This is a genomic window from Kribbella deserti (genome assembly GCF_042434725.1).
Lineage (GTDB): Bacteria > Actinomycetota > Actinomycetes > Propionibacteriales > Kribbellaceae > Kribbella > Kribbella deserti.
In genome coordinates this window covers 12,140-28,848 of the sequence record NZ_JBHLTC010000014.1, presented here as the reverse complement: position 1 = coordinate 28,848, position 16,709 = coordinate 12,140, and the positions used below count along the sequence as shown (strand labels likewise).

Here is a 16,709-nt window from a genome sequence, read left to right as displayed (position 1 = left end):
GCCAGTAGTCGGTGGTGCAGGCCAGTCGTCGTGAACTGGCTATCGCATGTGGTGGAGGCGTCGGCCTAGGTTCGGTTCATGCGGATCAGGGTGGTCGATGCCTTCACCAGTACGCCGTTCAGCGGCAACCCGGCCGGGGTGTGTGTGCTCGAAGTGGGTGATTGGCCCGACGACGCGTGGATGAGCGCGGTCGCGCGGGAGATGGCCCACGCCGAGACGGCCTTCACCAAGCCCGGTGGTCCGGACGACGACGGTATTTGGGGCCTGCGGTGGTTCACCCCTGCCATCGAGGAGAACCTGTGCGGGCACGCCACGCTCGCGACGACGCACGCCCTGTACAGCGACGGCGCGATCGGGCCGACGGTACGGTTCTCCAGCCGCAGCGGCATTCTCGCCGCCACGGTGAACGACGACGGTTCGATCACGCTGGACTTCCCGAAGGCCGAAGTCACGCCGATGGAGGTCCCCGCCGGCCTGGCCGAGGCTCTTGGCGTCGAGGTGGTCGGCGCGTACGGCACCGGCGTACTGCGCGATGTGCTGATCGAGGTCGCCGACGAAACCACCGTGCGTGGCGTCGTACCTGATCTTGGCCGGGTCGAGGCGATCCAGCATCGCGACACCATTCGCGGCGTGACCGTGACGGCGCTCGCGTCTTCCGGGGCCGACTACGACTTCGTCTCGCGGTTCTTCTCGCCGAACGACGGCATTCCCGAGGACCCGGTGACGGGTAGCGCGCACACCGCGCTGGCCCCGTTCTGGGCGGACCGCCTGGGCCGGGGCGAGTTGCGCGGCTGGCAGGCGTCTGCCCGCGGCGGCCTCGTGCACGTCGTACCTGAAGGGGATCGGGTCAAGCTGTCGGGGCGTGCCGTCACGATGCTCGACGGCACGCTCCACAGCGAGCCCGCGTACTAGAGATCAGGCCCAGGACTCGGCGTACGTGACCGTGCCGTTGGGGGTGGTCAGCTCGGTGACGATGTCCTCCGCCTCCGGCTCGAGCGCCTCGAACGGCTGCTCCGGTACGACGTACGCCCGGGCGCCGGCGATCAGCTCGATACCGGGCAGCGCGAACCAGGCCTCGCCGACCTCCCGGCTGATCGCGTAGATCGCCTGCTCGGCGCTCTCGACCGGATCACGCAGATCGGACTCCTGGTCCTCGGCCAGCACCCGCTCCTGCGCCGCGCGCCCCTCGGCCAGCAGCGCCTCCGCGTCGACCACCCGCAGGTCGAAACGTGACACCACGCTGATCACCTGCTCGGTCTGGACCTCCTCCTCTTCTTCCTCGAGGTCCTCGGTGTCCACCAGCGCCAGCGGAATGGTGCCGGTGTGGTCCAGCACCGCGTCGTTCCAGCTCTCGACCAGTTCCTCGAGTTCCGCGTTCTGCTCGAACAGCGCCTCGAAGTCGGAGTCGGCCGTCAACGCGAGCAAAGCGGCGGTATGCGCCTGCAGCCGCTCGGTCAGCAGCTGCGCCGCCTCAGCCAGCGCCTTCCGGGTGTCGTCGGAGAACTGCTCGACGGTGTGCTCGTGTTCCTGCTCGCTCATCTATCTCTTCCCAGCTCTCGATCGACCGATGCCAGCCGTAAGTATGCGCACCCCCCACCGACATTCCCAGCCACCCCCACCAACCGCCCACATACCGACCGCCCCGCCGTCCGCCGGGCGTGTCATCGGACCCTAGTTACGCGGCGTGTCGCCCTTCATCGGACGCTTCTGACCACGCCCACCCGCTCCCGTGACAGCGCACGGGCTGCCACGCCACGGCGTGCTCCGGGTCCAGCGAGATGTCCGGGCCAGCGCGTCCTGCGGCAGGACTGCCGGCCTTCGTCACAAGGGTCCGATGAAGGGCGACACGCCGCGTAACAAGGGTCCGATGACACGCCCAGGGTGGCCGAGGATTCGGGGATGTGAGGGAGGTGTGAGAAGGGGGTGGGGTGGGCGTGAGAGGGGTGTGAGAAGGCGGGGGAGGGGGCCGTGGCGGGTGTGGTGTGGGGGCATGAGGACTTTGTGGTGGGTGGGGCCGGCCATGAGTGACGCGGTCTATCTGGCGGTTTGTGCCGCGGTATTCGCCGGGCTTTGGCTCGTACTGCGCGGGGTGGAGCGGCTGTGAGCGGGGAGAACGTCGCCGGGCTCGTGGTGGCTGCCGCGCTGGTGTTGTACCTGGTGGCAGCGTTGATCTTCCCGGAGCGGTTCTGATGGGCGATACCACCGCGGGCCTGCTTCAGATCGGCGTGCTCGTCGCCACGCTCGCGGCGGTTTATCGCCCGCTGGGCGGTTATATGGCCCGGGTCTTTACGGCCGAGCACAACTCCCGCGCCGAGCGTACGACGTACAAGCTGCTTGGGGTTGACCCCGGCCAGGAGCAGACGTGGGCCGTTTACGCCCGTTCGGTGCTCGCGTTCTCGGCGGTCGGCCTGGTCTTCCTCTACCTCCTGCAACGCCTGCAAGACCACCTCCCGCTCTCCCTTGGCCTGAAGGCGGTTGAGCCTGGGCTGGCGTTCAACACCGCGGCTTCGTTTGTCGCGAATACCAACTGGCAGGCGTATTCGCCCGAGGCCACGATGGGCCACCTGGTGCAGTTCGCGGGTCTGGCCGTGCAGAACTTCGTTTCGGCCGCCGTCGGTATCGCCGTGGCCGTCGCGGTGATGCGAGGGTTCGCCCGGAGGAAGACGGATCGACTCGGGAACTTCTGGGTGGATCTGACCCGGGCGTTGTTCCGCATCCTCGTACCGATGGCCGTACTGGGCGGGTTGATTCTCGTCGCGATGGGCGTCGTACAGAACTTCTCCGGTGGTCACGAGGTCACCTCGGTGGTCGGGCAGACCCAGACCATTCCGGGTGGGCCGGTCGCGAGCCAGGAGGTGATCAAGGAGCTCGGTACGAACGGCGGCGGCTTCTACAACGCGAACTCGGCCCATCCGTTCGAGAACCCGAACCCGCTGTCGAACCTGTTCGAGATCTTCCTGCTGCTGGTGATTCCGGTCTGCCTGACGCGCACGTTCGGCCTGCTGGTGAAGGACAAACGCCAGGGCTACGCGATTCTCGCGGTGATGGCCGGGTTGTGGACCGTCTTCACGTTCGCCACCACGATCTTCGAAGCCCAAGCGGCCAATCCGGCCATGGAGGGTAAGGAGACCCGCTTCGGGATCTGGGCCTCGACGTTGTTCGCGTCGTCCACCACGGGTACGTCGACGGGCGCGGTCAACTCGGCCCACGACTCGTACTCGCCTCTCGGTGGCGGCACGGCCTTGTTCCACATGATGCTCGGCGAGGTCTCGCCCGGCGGCGTCGGATCCGGGCTGTACGGAATGCTCGTGCTGGCCGTACTCGCCGTCTTCGTGGCGGGCCTGATGGTCGGCCGGACCCCGGAGTACCTGGGGAAGAAGGTCACCGCGCGCGAGATGAAGCTGGTCTCGCTCTACATCCTGACCACGCCCACTTTGGTCCTGGCGGGTACGGCGATTGCCATGGGCCTCGCGAGTGCGCGGGCCTCGATCCTCAACACGGGTGGACCGCACGGCTTCACCGAGGTGCTCTACGCGTTCACCTCGGCCGGCAACAACAACGGCAGCGCGTTCGGCGGGCTCAGCGCGAACACGCCCTTCTACACCACGGTTCTGGGCGTTGTGATGCTGCTCGGCCGGTTCGTGCCGATGATCCTCGTGCTGGCGTTGGCCGGGTCGTTCGCGCGACAGCAACCAGTGCCGGTGACCGCCGGCACGTTGCCCACGCACAAGGCCCTGTTCGTGGTGATGCTCACCGGCATCGTCGTGATCGTGACCGGCCTGACCTACTTCCCCACACTCACGCTCGGACCCCTCGCGGAGGGACTGTGAAGATCTACCGTGCGTTCCCGGACGCCGTTCGCAAGCTTGATCCCCGGGTGATGGTGAAGAGCCCGGTGATGTTCGTGGTCGAGATCGGCGCGGTCGCCTCGACCGTGCTGGCCTGCGTCGACGGCAGCGCCTTCGTCTGGTCGATCGTGGCCTGGCTCTGGCTGACCGTGATCTTCGCGAACCTGGCCGAGGCCGTTGCCGAAGGCCGTGGCAAGGCTCAGGCGGCTACCTTGCGCCGGGCCAAGTCCGAGACCACCGCGCGGCTGCTCAGCCCGGATCGGCTGTCCGAGCAGGAGGTGCCGGCGGCGTCGTTGCAGCTCGGCGATCTCGTGGTCGTCGAGGCCGGGCAGATCATCCCGGGTGACGGCGACGTGATCGAAGGTGTCGCGAGCGTGGACGAGTCGGCCATCACCGGTGAATCGGCGCCGGTCATTCGCGAGTCCGGCGGCGACCGGTCGGCGGTGACGGGCGGAACGAAGGTGCTGTCGGACCGGATCGTCGTCCAGATCACCACCAGACCAGGTGAGAGCTTCATCGACCGGATGATCGCGCTGGTCGAGGGCGCCGCCCGGCAGAAGACGCCGAACGAGATCGCGCTGAACATCCTGCTGGCCAGCCTCACCATCGTCTTCCTGATGGCGACCGTGACGCTGCCGCCGTTCGCCGCCTATGCCGGTACGGAGCTCAGCCTGGTGGTTCTGGTCGCCCTGCTGGTCTGCCTGATTCCGACCACCATCGGCGCGTTGCTGTCGGCCATCGGTATCGCCGGGATGGACCGGCTGGTGCAGCGCAACGTGCTGGCGATGTCCGGCCGGGCGGTCGAGGCCGCGGGCGACGTGAACACCTTGCTGCTGGACAAGACCGGCACGATCACCCTGGGCAACCGCCAGGCGGACGAATTCCTGCCGCTGCACGGTGTGGCCGGGGCGGAGCTCGTGGACGCGGCCCAGCTGTCCAGTCTCGCGGACGAGACTCCCGAGGGCCGGTCGATCGTCGTACTGGCGAAACAGCGGTACGGCCTGCGCGAGCGGCATACCGGTGAGCTGCCGCACGCCACGTTCGTGGAGTTCACCGCGCAGACCCGGATGAGCGGGGTGGACCTCGACGGCCGCCAGATCCGCAAGGGTGCCGCTGGTGCCGTCACGGCCTGGATCCGGTCGAACGGCGGTGAGGTGGACGCCGAACTCGGCTCGCTCGTGGACGGTATCTCGGCCTCGGGCGGTACGCCGCTGGTGGTTGCCGAGGGCAAACGTGCGCTCGGCGTGATCCACCTCAAGGACGTGGTGAAACCCGGGATGCGCGAGCGGTTCGACCAGCTGCGCGCGATGGGTATTCGTACCGTGATGATCACCGGCGACAACCCGCTCACCGCGAAGGCCATCGCCGAAGAGGCCGGCGTGGACGACTTCCTCGCGGAAGCGACGCCGGAGGACAAGCTGGCGCTGATCAAGGCCGAGCAGGAGGGCGGCCGGCTGGTCGCGATGACCGGTGACGGGACGAACGACGCGCCCGCGCTGGCCCAGGCCGACGTCGGTGTCGCGATGAACAGCGGTACGTCGGCCGCGAAGGAGGCCGGCAACATGGTCGACCTGGATTCGAACCCGACCAAGCTGATCGAGATCGTGGAGATCGGCAAGCAGCTGCTGATCACGCGTGGATCGCTCACCACGTTCTCGATCGCGAACGACGTCGCCAAGTACTTCGCGATTCTGCCGGCCTTGTTCGCGGCGGCCTATCCCGGCCTGGACAAGCTGAACGTGATGCGGCTGGAGTCGGCCGAGTCCGCGATTCTCTCGGCGGTCATCTTCAACGCCCTGGTGATCGTGGCGCTGGTTCCGCTGGCGCTGCGCGGAGTGCGGTACCGGCCGTCCTCGGCCTCCGTGATGCTGCGGCGGAACCTGCTCGTGTACGGCCTCGGTGGACTCGTCACGCCGTTCGTCGGCATCAAACTCATCGACCTGCTGGTCTCGCACATCCCCGGCATCGGGTGAAGGAGCGTTATCCATGAACATGCTGCGGCAACTAGGCGCGGGCGTACGGGCCCTGGCGGTCTTCACCCTGCTACTCGGCTTGATCTACCCCCTGGCCATGACCGGCGCGGCCCAGGCCTTCTTCCCCGACAACGCGAACGGCAGTCTCGTGCGGGTTGACGGCAAAGACGTGGCCTCGGACTTGATCGGCCAGACCTACGCCGGCGCACAGTGGTTCCAGTCCCGGCCCTCGGCAGTGAAGTACGACGGCATGGGCAGCGGCGCATCGCAGTACGGGCCTAAGAACGCGGAGTTCCTCAAGGCGGTCGAGGAGCGTCGGAAGGCGGTCGCAGCGTTCGAGGGCGTCGAGCCGGAACAAGTTCCTGTGGACGCTGTAACCGCCAGCGCGAGTGGGCTGGACCCGCACATCAGTCCGGCGTACGCCGCTCTCCAGGTCTTCCGGGTTGCCCTGGAGCGGGGGATCGACGTGGAGAAGGTTCGCCAGCTCGTGGCGGCCAACACCGAGGGCAGGACACTCGGGTTCCTCGGCGCACCACGAGTCAACATAGTGACGTTGAACCGCGATCTAGCGGTGTTGAGCTGAGACGATGGCCAGATGAGCAGTAGCCGCGGGTACTTGCGGATCTACCTAGGGGCCGCGCCGGGCGTCGGGAAGACCTACAAAATGCTCGGCGAGGGTAAGCGGCGTCTAGAGCGCGGGACCGACGTAGTAGTCGGCCTCGTCGAGACGCACGGGCGCGAGCACACCGAGGCACTGCTGGCAGGTCTAGAGGTTGTGCCGCGCCGGATCGTGGATCACCGCGGCGCGCGTTTCACCGAACTGGACCTGGACGCCTTGCTGGCCAGGCGGCCCGAGGTGGCGCTGGTGGACGAGCTGGCCCATACGAACATCCCCGGCAGCCGGAACGCGAAGCGCTGGCAGGACATCGACGAGTTGCTTGCCGCCGGCATCGACGTGATCTCGACGGTCAACGTGCAGCACCTGGAGTCGCTGAACGACGTGGTCGAGAAGATCACCGGCGTGCCGCAGCGCGAAACCGTGCCCGACGTCGTCGTACGCGCCGCAGATCAGATCGAGCTGGTGGACATGACCCCAGAGGCTCTGCGGCGCCGGATGGCTCACGGCAACGTGTACGCGGCTGACAAGATCGACGCGGCCTTGAGCAACTACTTCCGCGTCGGCAACCTCTCGGCTCTGCGCGAGCTGGCGCTGCTCTGGCTGGCTGATCGCGTTGATGCGGGTCTGCAGCAGTACCGGGCGCAGCACGACATTGACTCGACCTGGGAGGCTCGAGAGCGAGTAGTGGTCGCAGTGACCGGTGGGCCCGAGGGGGAGACCCTCATCCGCCGTGCGGCCCGTATTGCCGCTCGTTCCTCCGGTGGCGACCTCCTGGCGGTCCACGTCACCAGGTCGGACGGACTGACCGGAGCCAACCCGACGGCCTTGGCGAACCAGCGACGGCTAGTGGAGAGCCTGGGCGGTAGCTACCACCAGGTCGTTGGGGACGACGTACCAGCCTCACTACTCGCGTTCGCCCGGGCGGAGAACGCCACCCAGCTAGTGCTCGGTGGTAGCCGCCGGTCCCGGCTCGCGGCGCTACTGACCGGCCCGGGCATCGGTGCGAGCACGATCCGCGATTCGGGCGATATCGACGTACACATCGTCACGCATGCCGAAATGGGCCGAGGCCGGTTACCGCGGCTCGGGGGCAGCTTGACCCGGCGTAGGCGGCTGGAAGGGTTTGCCCTGGCTGTAGTGCTTCCGCCGTCGCTAGCGGTCTTGCTCAGTATCGGCGGCGATACGTTGAACCTGACCAGCAACGTGCTGACGTTCTTGCTAGGTGTCGTTGTGGTTGCGTTGGTCGGAGGGCTCTGGCCAGCCTTGCTGACGGCCGTAGCCGGGACGTTCGTCCTCAACTTCTTCTTCACGCCACCCACGCGCACCTTCACTATTGCGGAGCCGAACAACGCCTTAGCCCTCGGCATCTTCATCCTGGTCGCGGCCCTCGTGAGTTCGGTAGTGGCCCGGGCGGCTCGTCGGACCCGGGAGGCGGCTCGTTCCGCCGCGGAGTCCGAAACCCTCGCAACCCTCGCGGGCAACGTGCTGCGCGGTGAGACGGCTCTGCCCGCTTTGCTGGAACGAGTGCGCGAGGCCTTCGGTATGACCTGCGCGGTGCTGATGGAACGCGTCCAGGACGATCGAACCGACACCTGGGTCCCGATCGCCAGCGCCGGTACGGCGACCTGCCGCCGCCCCGAGGAAGGCGACGCCGGGATCCCCGCGCGGGAGGACCTCGTCCTCGTGCTGCAGGGGCGTTCCCTCGCGGCGGACGAACGGCGGCTGGTCGGCGCGTTCGCGGCTCATGCCGCCGCGCTGGTCGATCGCGCCCGGTTGTCCGAGGCCGCCGCGGAGGCGAAACCCCTGGCCGAGGCGGACAAGCTGCGTACGGCGCTGCTGCGGGCGGTCGGGCATGACCTCCGGTCACCGCTGGCCTCGGCGAAGGCCTCCGTGACGAGTCTGCGATCGGCCGATGTCGAGTGGTCCGAGCATGAGCGCGACGAGTTGCTGGAGACGGCCGACGAGTCGCTGGACCGATTGACCCGGCTGGTCGAGAATCTGCTCGACATGAGCCGCCTGCAGGCCGGCGTACTGCCCGTGTTCAGCCGTCCGATGGCCCTCGACGAGGTACTACCCGGCGCCCTGGCGGAGGTCGGCGCGCACGTACTGCTCGACGTACCGAACGACCTTCCGCTGGTCCAGGCCGATCCGGCGCTGCTCGAACGGGTGGTCGCGAACTTGGTCGGCAACGCCGTACGGCACTCGCCCGCGGGCCGGCCGCCGCTGCTGACGGGCAGCGCGCTCGGCGAGGTGGTCGAGCTGCGAATCGTGGATCGCGGTAAGGGAATTCCACAGGAGGACCGGGACAAGGTGTTCGCGCCGTTCCAGCGGCTCGGCGATACCGACAACACCACCGGCGTCGGACTGGGCCTGGCCCTGGCGCGCGGTTTGACCGAGGCGATGGGCGGCACCTTGCGGCCCGAGGACACGCCGGGTGGCGGCCTCACTATGGTGGTATCGATGCTCGCGGCAACCAATCCCGCAAACCAGAAGCCGGTTCCGGGCAGCCGCGAGCGCGACGAACCGGAGGTACACGAGTGACCCGGGTCCTGGTGGTGGACGACGAACCGCAAATCGTTCGCGCCCTGAGCATCAACCTGAAGGCCCGGCGCTACGAGGTGCACGTGGCCGGATCGGGTACGGCGGCCCTCAAGGTGGCGGCGCAGCATCCGCCCGACCTGGTGATCCTCGACCTCGGCCTGCCGGACCTGGACGGGATCGAGGTGATCCGCGGCCTACGTGGCTGGACCGAGGCGCCGATCCTGGTGCTGTCGGGACGTGTCGACAGTACGGACAAGGTCGAGGCCCTCGACGCGGGCGCCGACGACTACGTCACCAAGCCGTTCGGCATTGACGAGTTGCTGGCGCGGATGCGGGCCCTGTTGCGGCGGAGCAACCAGACGGCGGAAGAACCGGTTGTGCAGGTTGGCGACGCAGTGGTCGATCTCGCGGCCAAGCGCGTCACGATCGCCGACACCGACGTGCGGCTCACTCCGACCGAGTGGCATCTCCTCGAGGTGCTGGTACGTCATCCGGGCAAGCTGATCTCCCAGCGCCAGTTGCTGACCGAGGTGTGGGGACCGGGGTACGAAACTGCCCACGGCAACCTGCGCTTCTATATGGGCCAACTCCGCCGCAAGCTCGAACCCGAACCAGCCCGCCCCCAGCACCTCATCACCGAACCCGGCATGGGCTACCGCTTCGAGCCCTGAATGCCAAGGTTCTACCGGTTGGCGCAGGGGATCGACCGTTCAGCGACGGGGTGTTGCCGCCTGCCGTCACGCTCGGTGTGATCTAGGTGCCCCTGCGTATTCGCCCGCTCGCTCGTGAGGTGGTTCCGCCGTTATGTACCTATCCCGCCCGCTGCGCCGGCAGCTTGTTGTCGGCCTCGCGGCTCTCGCGCTGACCGCTCCCACCGCCATCGCCTCGCCGGATCTCGACCTACCACCGGTGTTCCCGCCGCCCGCCACCTGGACCGGGAGCTGGGCCGTCGCCGTCACCCCGCCGGGTTCGACCGGCCTGTCCGCGACCGGCGTCACCGACACGACGCTTCGCCAGGTCGCCCACCTGTCCGTTGGTGGATCGTCCCTGCGGTTGCGCCTGTCGAACGTCTACGGCACAAAACCGCTGGTCATTTCCCATGTGACCGTCACGCCGCGCGCCGACGACTTCGCCGGTACGCCGACGGTGGACCCGGCGAAGCTGGTGCCGGTGACGTTCGAGGGACGCGCGTCCGCGACCATTCCGGTCGGTACCGAATGGGTTTCCGACCCGGTCAAGCTGGCCGTTCCAGACGACACCGACCTGGTCATCAGCACGTACCTCCCGGGCCCGACCGGTCCGTTGACCCAGCACCCCGCCGGGTACGCGACCGCCTTCCGGGCCGCAGGCGATCGCAGCACCGACGCCGGCTCGTCGTACGAACCGGTTGGGCAGTCGCGGTACATCATCGAGGGCGTTGACGTGATCACCCGCGCGAAGGGCTCCGTCGTGCTCTTCGGCGACTCGATCACCGACGGCGTCGTCTCACCCGTCGACCAGAACCTGCGCTATCCAGACCAACTGGCGGACCGCCTGCTGGCGCTGCCGAAGAACCGGGTGCACGGGGTGCTGAATGCCGGTATCAGCGGCAACCGTCTGCTCTCGAACGCCGGTACGGCCGGTGATTCCGCGCTCGCGCGGTTCGACCGGGACGTGGTCGCGCAGACCGGCGTACGTTCGGTCGTCCTGCTCGAAGGCATCAACGACATCGGCAACAGCCGCGGCGCGACCACTCCGGCCGAGCTGATCGCGGTCCACCGCCAGTTCATCCAGCGGGCCCGCCAGGCCGGACTACGCGTCTTCGGTGCCACCCTCACGCCGTACGAAGGTGCCGGGTACTACACCGCCGAGGGCGAGGCCGATCGCCAGGCGCTGAACCAGTGGATCCGGACGTCGGGGGAGTACGACGGCGTGGTCGACTTCGACCAGGCCGTACGCGATCCGGAGCACCCGACCCGGATCCGGCCGGCGTACGACATCGGCGACAAGCTCCACCCGAACGCCGAAGGCTTCAAGGCGATGGCGCTCGCCTTCGACCTGCACGCCCTCACCCGCTGACCCCTGCTCGACCGGGCCGTCGCCCGACTACTGGCAGCCACGGCAAGCGTTTCGCGCTGAGCCGGTCCAAGTCGCCCCGATCGCGTCAATACTGAGCTGGGACCGCTCGGCCAAGCCTTCTTGGGTGAGCCCGGCGGCGGTTCGGTAGCGGCGCAGCAACGTGCTGAACTCCGAGCTCACACCGGTTCTCCCTTACTCCGCGGGCCCCGAGGCCTCTGCCGGGTGTTCGATCTGGCGATCGCCCCACTGGGTCAGCAACCCTCGGGCGATCTGCAGATCATCTCGCAGTGACCGATCGGTCAACGCCTCGGGCAGGGCCGCGAGGGCGTCCGCGAGCCACGGTCCGACCGCGGCCGGGGCCAGCTCGTCGGGGCTCAGGCCGGCCAGGCGAATGGCCCGTACGGCGGTGACGAGCTCGCAGGAGAGGACGTCGCGCAGCGCGTCGAGTAGTTGCGCGGTGAGCGCGGCGGCCTGCGGGGCGAAACTGGCGTGGTGCTCGGCGCCGCGCGACAAGGTGGCCGTGCCGAGTGTGGCGGGCTGCGCCGACGACCGGGCCGAGGCGAGGGCGTCGTGCGCGACGTACTCGATCATCATCACGCCGGAACTGGCCTCCGCGCCGCTGGCCAGGAACCGGCTGAGCCCGGTGAACTCGGGATCGACCAGGTTCGCCAGCCGGGAGGTGGACAGCGTCGCGATGCTGTGCAGGCTGAGCCGGAGTGCGTCCAGGGCCAGCGCGATCGGCATCGCGTGCCAGTTTCCGTTGTGCAGCACGGTGTCCGTGGCAACGAGCGGGTTCTCCGCGGCGGCGTTGATGTCCACGGTCAAGGCGTTGCCCAGGGCATCGACATGGTCGACCGCTGGACCGAGCACCTGCGCGAAAGCCCTTAAACCGAAGGGGTCCTGGACCCGGGCCGGTGCCAGCGGCAACCCTTCGAGCAACGCCCTCATCCGCCGGGCCACCCGCACCTGGCCTGGTTGCGGCCGCGCGTCGTGCACGCGGGCGTCGTACACCTCGCCGTTGCCGTGCAGCGCGACATGCGACAACGCGCCGACCAGCGGTACGACGTTGATCAGGGTGGCGGCCTCGACATGGGCCAGGCAGCACTCGGCCAGCGTGATCGCGTTGCTGGAGAGCAGGGGAAGCGCGCTGGTGCCGTCGATGACGTCGCCGAGGGCCAGACCCAGTTCGGCCAACGGGCCCAGGTCGCCCGTGCCGATGGCGCCACCGCGATGCAGATCGGGCAGTTCGTCATCGTTGAGCAGGGCAATGATCGCGTCCGCCACCTCCGGCGTCAGACCCGAACCGCCCGCGGCGAGCTGGTTGACCCGGATCAGCAACCCGAGCCGTACGACGTCCTTGGGGTACGGCGTGGTGCCGGTGGTCGAGTGCGACGCGAGCAGTCGCGCGCCGTGCTCGGGATCGGTGGTGAGCACGTCACGGTTGGCGCCGACCCCGGTGGTCCGGCCGTAGACCGGGCGGACCTTCGCGATCTCGGCCACGGCCGTCGCGGCGGCGGCCATTCGTTGCCGGGCGGCGGAGCCGAGCACGACCGGGGTGCGGCGCTGGCCCAGCGCTACCGCGGTGAGTGGTGACAACCCCTGCCCGGTGATCTCGATCGGCTCCATGGCCACAGTGTCCGCCTCATCGGCCCGGATCCGATCGAAGGCCCCGGCGATCGTGCTCGCCGGGGCCTTCGATCGCTTCGCGCGGACTTACTTGCCGTAGCGCTTCTTGAACTTCTCGACGCGGCCCTGCGTGTCCATGACGCGCTGGTTGCCGGTGTAGAAGGGGTGACTGGCCGAGGAGATCTCCACGTCCACCACCGGGTACGTGTTGCCGTCGGTCCAGACGATGGTCTCGTCGCTGGTCCGGGTCGACCCGGTCAGGAAGCTGAAGTCACCCGACTTGTCGCGGAAGACGATCTGGCGGTAGTCCGGGTGGATGTCGTTCTTCATGCTGCGTTACTTCCTTCCAGATAAGGGGCGAACGGATCGGCCAGGTCGCTGATCCACTCGTCCCGACGTAGGAGACAACCGTCGAGCAGCTCCCTTAATTCCCCGGTGTCCAGACCGGCCCCGGTGATCGACAGGTACGACGCGCGGTCGCCGTGCTCGGGGTGCCATTCGAACAAGGCGCGGGCCTGATGGGACTCGCCGACCTCGGACCAGCGCTCCGCGGGCAGATCGGCCAGCCATGGACCGAGTACGCCGATCGCGATGCTGGCGCCGAAGCTGTCCCAGCCGAGCCGGTTCGACGGCTGGGACGCGAGCCAGACCGTGCCCTTGCCCCGGGCGGTTCCGGCCACGATGTCCTCCAGCGCGTCGAACAACCGCTGCGGGTGGAACGGCCGGTCCGCCTGCCACACCAGCGTCCGCACGTCGCCCTCGTCGTTCAGCGGCGCGCAGGTCGAACCGGGCTCGACCCAGGTCTCAGCGGTGTCCGGGTCGTGCAAACGCAGGCCGAGCAGGCTCGCGGCAGTGCGGGTGGTGTGGATCAGGGCGTGCGGGTTGATCGCGCGCGCCAGCGCGGTGGCCGCCGGGTCGTCCACGATCAGGGCGTTCGCGTACTCGACGTGCCGCGCGAGCACCTCGGCCACGGCCCGCCCGTCCTCCGCCGCGGTCGGAATGTCCCGGTCCTGCAGCAGATCCTCGCCGGACATATCCGCGACGAAGGTGGAGCCGTCCAGCACCGTGATGACGGCGTCGACGCGCAGTTCGTCGGCGGCCTCGGCGGCGATCTCCTCGGCCAGTGCCTGCGGATCACCCGCGGCGGGAATGGAGACCAGCACGGCGCCGTACTTGTCGGTGGCGGCGATGCTGACCAGCACCGGTACGAGGGAGGCCCGCATCGCGCAGGAGACACACGGGTGGCCCATCTCGATGACCTCGCGGTCGATCACGCCGGATGTCGTGCGCGCGATCCGGATCACCGTGCCGCCGGACATGGCCGTCACGTCGTACTCGATCAGCACGGTGCCGGCCGCGGCGCTGCGCAGCAGGTTGTGCGCCACCGTTGCCCGGGTCTCCTCGGCGAGGCCGGCCAGCAGGGTGACCGGAAGCAGGCTCTGCATGGTTCTCCCTCTTATTGAAAACGATAACCAGTACAAGATACACTCGCGGCCTTGTCCTCGTGAACGGAGTCCCATGTCTGCGCACTGTCAGGTGACCGGGGTGAAGCCGATGTTCGGCCACAACGTGTCGCATTCGCACCGCCGTACCAAGCGCCGCTTCAACCCGAACATCCAGAGCCGCCGGTTCTGGCTGCCGAGTGAGAACCGGTTCGTCCGGCTGACCGTGAGCGCCAAGGGCATCAAAACGATCGACCAGCACGGCATCGAGAAGATCGTGGCGCGCATTCGCGCCCGTGGAGAAAAAGTCTGATGGCCAAACGCAATGACATCCGGCCGGTGATCAAGCTGAAGAGCACGGCCGGCACGTCGTACACCTATGTGACCCGCAAGAACCGGCGCAACAACCCGGATCGGCTGGTGCTGCGCAAGTTCGACCCGATCGCGCGCAAGCACGTCGACTTCCGTGAGGAGCGGTAATGGCCAAGCTCAGCAAGATCGTGAAGAACGAGCAGCGCAAGCGGACCGTCGCGCTGTACGCCGAGCGCCGGGCGGAGCTGAAGCGGCTCATCCAGAGCCCGTCGACGCCGGACGCCGAGCGCGAGGCGGCCCGCGCGCGGTTGCAGAAGCTGCCGCGTGATGCCAGCCCGATCCGCGTGCGCAACCGCGACATGGTCGACGGGCGCCCGCGTGGTTATCTGCGCAAGACCGGCCTTTCCCGGGTTCGCTTCCGCGGTATGGCGCACCGGGGCGAACTGCCCGGGATCACCAAGTCCTCCTGGTAGTGATGGCCCTCAGCCGCGGAGCCGGCGGCTGAGGGTTTCGGCCGCGGCGGCGGTACGGCGGGCCAGCGCGGGGCGGTTCCCGGCCGGGACCGCCTCGCTGCGAAAGCTGACGCCGATCGAGGCGACCGGATGGCCCGCGTGATCGAGTACGGCGGCGGCGACCGAGGCCACGCCGTCGGTGATCTGCGAATCCTCCTCGGCGAACCCCTGCCGCCGCTCGTCGGCCAGAACCCGGCGCAACTGGGTCAACGTCTGCGGGCCCTTGCCGGTACGTCGTACGAAGCTCTCCGTGTCCGGGAACAACGCCCGCACCTGCGCGGACGGTAATGCCGCGAGCAAGGCCCGGCCGGATGCGGTCAGCGTCGCCGGGAGTCGTACGCCGACGTCGGTGACGAGCGTGACCGGCCGCGGCGGTTGTTCCTTGAGCAGGTAGACCAGCTCGCGGCCGTGCAGGACGCCGAGGTGCGCGGTGTGGCCGACATCCGTGACCAGCTGGGCCAGTACGGGCCGGGCGAGGCGTTCGAGCGGATCGTGCCGCAGGTAGGCGGACCCGATCTCGAACGCGGCGACGCCCAGCCCGTACCGCTTGTCCTCGGGCAGGTGCACCACGTAGCCCTCGGCGATCATTGCCTTCAGCAAGTGGTACGCCGATGACCGTGGCAGATCGACCGCGGAGGCGATGCGCTCCATCGGTACCGGACCGGGCTGGGTGGCCAGGAAGGTCAGTACCCGCAAAGTGCGGGTCGAGGCGGGAACGTTGCCGCTCACACCGGGAGCGTAGCGGGGCTATCTCAAATTCCGGACGATTGGCAGATCTTCTGCCTGTCGCGACTTCGTCACAAGAGTCCGATGAACCGCAACACGCCTGGTAACAAGCGTCCGATGAACGGCGGGACGGGGTCAGGCCGGCGTGCTGGGGTGGCGGAAGAGTTGTACGAGGGCGGGATAGCCGCTGTTGCCTAGGCCTGCGGCGATGGCGCGGTCGGTCCAGGACTTGAGGTGGTTGGGCAGGTCGGTGTTGACGCCGTGGGCTTCGCTCTCCCGGACGAGGTTCTCGATCGCGGTTCGCTGGACGTCGATGGTTGCGTCGAGCACCGGGTACTCGCCGTTGTCGATCTGCTCGGCGTACGCCCCGAGCCAGCCGGTGGTGACCTGGATTCCCATCGCCGCCACGGGAGCGAACGAGCTCACATTCACGCCGGCGGCGCCCAGCAACGCGGCGCCCTGCAGGAATCCGTTCAGGAGGCTGTACATGATGGCGAGGAAGGCGGCCTCGTGCAGCGCTGTCAGCCCGTGGTCCTCGCCGAGGTGCTGGTTGTCGGGGGCGAGGCTGCGCAGGACCGGTTCGTACTGGTCCAGAACCTCCCGGGGACCGCTGTAAACCACCTTCGCCTCGGCCGTGCCGACGCCTTCCGGCACGGCCAGGATCCCGCCATCGAGGTAGGACCCGCCGTGCTTTGCCACCCAGGCCGCGGTGTCACGGGCCTGTGCGGAAGTTCCCGAAGACAGGTTGACCACGGTCCGGCCGTCGAGCGCCTCCGGGGCGAGCAGTTCGCGCAGGGCGTCGTACTCGCTGAGGCAGACCACGGTCAACGGACTGGCCGCCACCGCATCGCGCGGCGAAGTGGCGAGTTTCGCGCCGTCGGCGACCAGTTGGTCCGCCTTGGCCGCGGTGCGGTTCCACACGGTTGTCGGGTGCCCGTCGCGCCGGAAGGCGCTGGCCAGGGCGTGGCCCATCAGTCCCAGGCCGATCACGGTCACCGGGGTGGTTGACGTTGCTGAGGTGGGGTTTTGGATCGTCATGGCACGATCGTCAA

At 68.3% G+C, this 16,709-nt stretch carries 18 protein-coding genes; 11 read left to right on the top strand and 7 right to left on the bottom strand.

Features of this window, described 5'->3' with window-relative positions; translation table 11 throughout:
- Nucleotides 1-78 precede the first annotated feature (78 nt).
- On the top strand, nucleotides 79-912 hold the full coding sequence (locus ACFFGN_RS11630; protein ID WP_380046374.1) for a PhzF family protein: 834 nt from the start codon (nucleotides 79-81) through the stop codon (nucleotides 910-912).
- A 3-nt stretch (nucleotides 913-915) separates the two neighbouring features.
- Here ACFFGN_RS11630 and ACFFGN_RS11625 read toward each other — a convergent pair whose 3' ends face one another.
- Nucleotides 916-1,539, bottom strand: a complete 624-nt coding sequence (locus ACFFGN_RS11625; protein WP_380046371.1) for a hypothetical protein — start codon at nucleotides 1,537-1,539, stop codon at nucleotides 916-918.
- A 561-nt stretch (nucleotides 1,540-2,100) separates the two neighbouring features.
- Between ACFFGN_RS11625 and kdpF the strand changes: the two genes are divergently transcribed.
- The 7 genes from kdpF to ACFFGN_RS11590 all read left to right on the top strand — a co-directional run bounded on the left by kdpF (nucleotide 2,101) and on the right by ACFFGN_RS11590 (nucleotide 11,039).
- Complete coding sequence (gene kdpF, locus ACFFGN_RS11620) at nucleotides 2,101-2,190, top strand: K(+)-transporting ATPase subunit F (RefSeq protein WP_380046369.1); 90 nt, start codon at nucleotides 2,101-2,103, stop codon at nucleotides 2,188-2,190.
- Nucleotides 2,190-3,830, top strand: a complete 1,641-nt coding sequence (kdpA, locus tag ACFFGN_RS11615; RefSeq protein WP_380046366.1) for a potassium-transporting ATPase subunit KdpA — start codon at nucleotides 2,190-2,192, stop codon at nucleotides 3,828-3,830. The genes kdpF and kdpA overlap by 1 nt, the downstream gene beginning before the upstream one ends.
- Entirely contained in the window at nucleotides 3,827-5,821 is a 1,995-nt protein-coding gene (gene kdpB, locus ACFFGN_RS11610; protein WP_446685183.1) for a potassium-transporting ATPase subunit KdpB, read from the top strand. The genes kdpA and kdpB overlap by 4 nt, the downstream gene beginning before the upstream one ends.
- 13 nt (nucleotides 5,822-5,834) lie before the next feature.
- Nucleotides 5,835-6,404: a potassium-transporting ATPase subunit KdpC gene (kdpC, locus tag ACFFGN_RS11605; RefSeq protein WP_380046364.1), complete on the top strand. Its 570-nt coding sequence runs from the start codon at nucleotides 5,835-5,837 to the stop codon at nucleotides 6,402-6,404.
- 12 nt (nucleotides 6,405-6,416) lie between these two features.
- Nucleotides 6,417-8,981: a sensor histidine kinase gene (locus ACFFGN_RS11600; RefSeq protein ID WP_380046362.1), complete on the top strand. Its 2,565-nt coding sequence runs from the start codon at nucleotides 6,417-6,419 to the stop codon at nucleotides 8,979-8,981.
- Nucleotides 8,978-9,652, top strand: a complete 675-nt coding sequence (locus ACFFGN_RS11595) for a response regulator (RefSeq protein ID WP_380046360.1) — start codon at nucleotides 8,978-8,980, stop codon at nucleotides 9,650-9,652. Before ACFFGN_RS11600 ends, ACFFGN_RS11595 begins: the two co-directional genes overlap by 4 nt.
- Nucleotides 9,653-9,785: 133 nt before the next feature.
- A complete protein-coding gene (locus ACFFGN_RS11590) occupies nucleotides 9,786-11,039 on the top strand; it encodes an SGNH/GDSL hydrolase family protein (RefSeq protein ID WP_380046358.1) in 1,254 nt (417 codons plus the stop codon).
- A gap of 27 nt (nucleotides 11,040-11,066) precedes the next feature.
- Here the strand turns inward: ACFFGN_RS11590 and ACFFGN_RS11585 are convergent, their stop codons facing one another.
- The 4 genes from ACFFGN_RS11585 to ACFFGN_RS11570 all read right to left on the bottom strand — a co-directional run bounded on the left by ACFFGN_RS11585 (nucleotide 11,067) and on the right by ACFFGN_RS11570 (nucleotide 14,110).
- Nucleotides 11,067-11,219 (bottom strand): helix-turn-helix domain-containing protein, encoded by a 153-nt coding sequence (locus ACFFGN_RS11585; protein WP_380046356.1) that lies wholly within the window; start codon nucleotides 11,217-11,219, stop codon nucleotides 11,067-11,069.
- Nucleotides 11,220-11,231: 12 nt separating this feature from the next.
- The gene (locus ACFFGN_RS11580) at nucleotides 11,232-12,665 is read right to left on the bottom strand and encodes an aromatic amino acid lyase (RefSeq protein ID WP_380046354.1); all 1,434 of its coding nucleotides are present in this window, start codon (nucleotides 12,663-12,665) and stop codon (nucleotides 11,232-11,234) included.
- Nucleotides 12,666-12,752: 87 nt separating this feature from the next.
- Nucleotides 12,753-12,995 carry a type B 50S ribosomal protein L31 gene (locus ACFFGN_RS11575; RefSeq protein ID WP_380046352.1) on the bottom strand — a complete coding sequence of 81 codons (243 nt, stop codon included), beginning with the start codon at nucleotides 12,993-12,995 and terminating at the stop codon, nucleotides 12,753-12,755.
- Nucleotides 12,992-14,110, bottom strand: a complete 1,119-nt coding sequence (locus tag ACFFGN_RS11570) for a CobW family GTP-binding protein (RefSeq protein WP_380046350.1) — start codon at nucleotides 14,108-14,110, stop codon at nucleotides 12,992-12,994. The genes ACFFGN_RS11575 and ACFFGN_RS11570 overlap by 4 nt, the downstream gene beginning before the upstream one ends.
- Before the next feature lie 73 nt (nucleotides 14,111-14,183).
- On the opposite strand from ACFFGN_RS11570, the gene rpmB reads away from it, so the two are divergent.
- Genes rpmB through rpsN form a run of 3 tightly spaced genes read left to right on the top strand, consistent with a single transcriptional unit; the run spans nucleotide 14,184 to nucleotide 14,892 of the window.
- A complete protein-coding gene (gene rpmB, locus ACFFGN_RS11565) occupies nucleotides 14,184-14,420 on the top strand; it encodes a 50S ribosomal protein L28 (RefSeq protein WP_328990090.1) in 237 nt (78 codons plus the stop codon).
- The gene (gene rpmG / locus ACFFGN_RS11560; protein WP_328990091.1) at nucleotides 14,420-14,587 is read left to right on the top strand and encodes a 50S ribosomal protein L33; all 168 of its coding nucleotides are present in this window, start codon (nucleotides 14,420-14,422) and stop codon (nucleotides 14,585-14,587) included. Before rpmB ends, rpmG begins: the two co-directional genes overlap by 1 nt.
- Nucleotides 14,587-14,892, top strand: a complete 306-nt coding sequence (gene rpsN / locus ACFFGN_RS11555; RefSeq protein WP_380046347.1) for a 30S ribosomal protein S14 — start codon at nucleotides 14,587-14,589, stop codon at nucleotides 14,890-14,892. The genes rpmG and rpsN overlap by 1 nt, the downstream gene beginning before the upstream one ends.
- A gap of 9 nt (nucleotides 14,893-14,901) precedes the next feature.
- On the opposite strand, the gene ACFFGN_RS11550 is transcribed toward rpsN, so the two are convergent.
- Together ACFFGN_RS11550 and ACFFGN_RS11545 are read right to left on the bottom strand one after the other, a co-directional pair.
- The gene (locus tag ACFFGN_RS11550; RefSeq protein WP_380046345.1) at nucleotides 14,902-15,660 is read right to left on the bottom strand and encodes an IclR family transcriptional regulator; all 759 of its coding nucleotides are present in this window, start codon (nucleotides 15,658-15,660) and stop codon (nucleotides 14,902-14,904) included.
- 132 nt (nucleotides 15,661-15,792) lie between these two features.
- A complete protein-coding gene (locus tag ACFFGN_RS11545) occupies nucleotides 15,793-16,695 on the bottom strand; it encodes an NAD(P)-dependent oxidoreductase (RefSeq protein WP_380046343.1) in 903 nt (300 codons plus the stop codon).
- Nucleotides 16,696-16,709: the final 14 nt, after the last annotated feature.

Coding starts and splice junctions, on each gene's coding strand:
- rpmB (WP_328990090.1), top strand. CDS start 14,184: ATGTCTGCGCACTGTCAGGTGACCGGGGTGAAGCCGATGTTCGGCCAC.
- ACFFGN_RS11630 (WP_380046374.1), top strand. CDS start 79: ATGCGGATCAGGGTGGTCGATGCCTTCACCAGTACGCCGTTCAGCGGC.
- ACFFGN_RS11625 (WP_380046371.1), bottom strand. CDS start 1,539: ATGAGCGAGCAGGAACACGAGCACACCGTCGAGCAGTTCTCCGACGAC.
- ACFFGN_RS11600 (WP_380046362.1), top strand. CDS start 6,417: ATGAGCAGTAGCCGCGGGTACTTGCGGATCTACCTAGGGGCCGCGCCG.
- ACFFGN_RS11570 (WP_380046350.1), bottom strand. CDS start 14,110: ATGCAGAGCCTGCTTCCGGTCACCCTGCTGGCCGGCCTCGCCGAGGAG.
- ACFFGN_RS11590 (WP_380046358.1), top strand. CDS start 9,786: ATGTACCTATCCCGCCCGCTGCGCCGGCAGCTTGTTGTCGGCCTCGCG.
- ACFFGN_RS11580 (WP_380046354.1), bottom strand. CDS start 12,665: ATGGAGCCGATCGAGATCACCGGGCAGGGGTTGTCACCACTCACCGCG.
- rpsN (WP_380046347.1), top strand. CDS start 14,587: ATGGCCAAGCTCAGCAAGATCGTGAAGAACGAGCAGCGCAAGCGGACC.
- ACFFGN_RS11575 (WP_380046352.1), bottom strand. CDS start 12,995: ATGAAGAACGACATCCACCCGGACTACCGCCAGATCGTCTTCCGCGAC.
- ACFFGN_RS11545 (WP_380046343.1), bottom strand. CDS start 16,695: ATGACGATCCAAAACCCCACCTCAGCAACGTCAACCACCCCGGTGACC.
- rpmG (WP_328990091.1), top strand. CDS start 14,420: ATGGCCAAACGCAATGACATCCGGCCGGTGATCAAGCTGAAGAGCACG.
- kdpC (WP_380046364.1), top strand. CDS start 5,835: ATGAACATGCTGCGGCAACTAGGCGCGGGCGTACGGGCCCTGGCGGTC.
- kdpA (WP_380046366.1), top strand. CDS start 2,190: ATGGGCGATACCACCGCGGGCCTGCTTCAGATCGGCGTGCTCGTCGCC.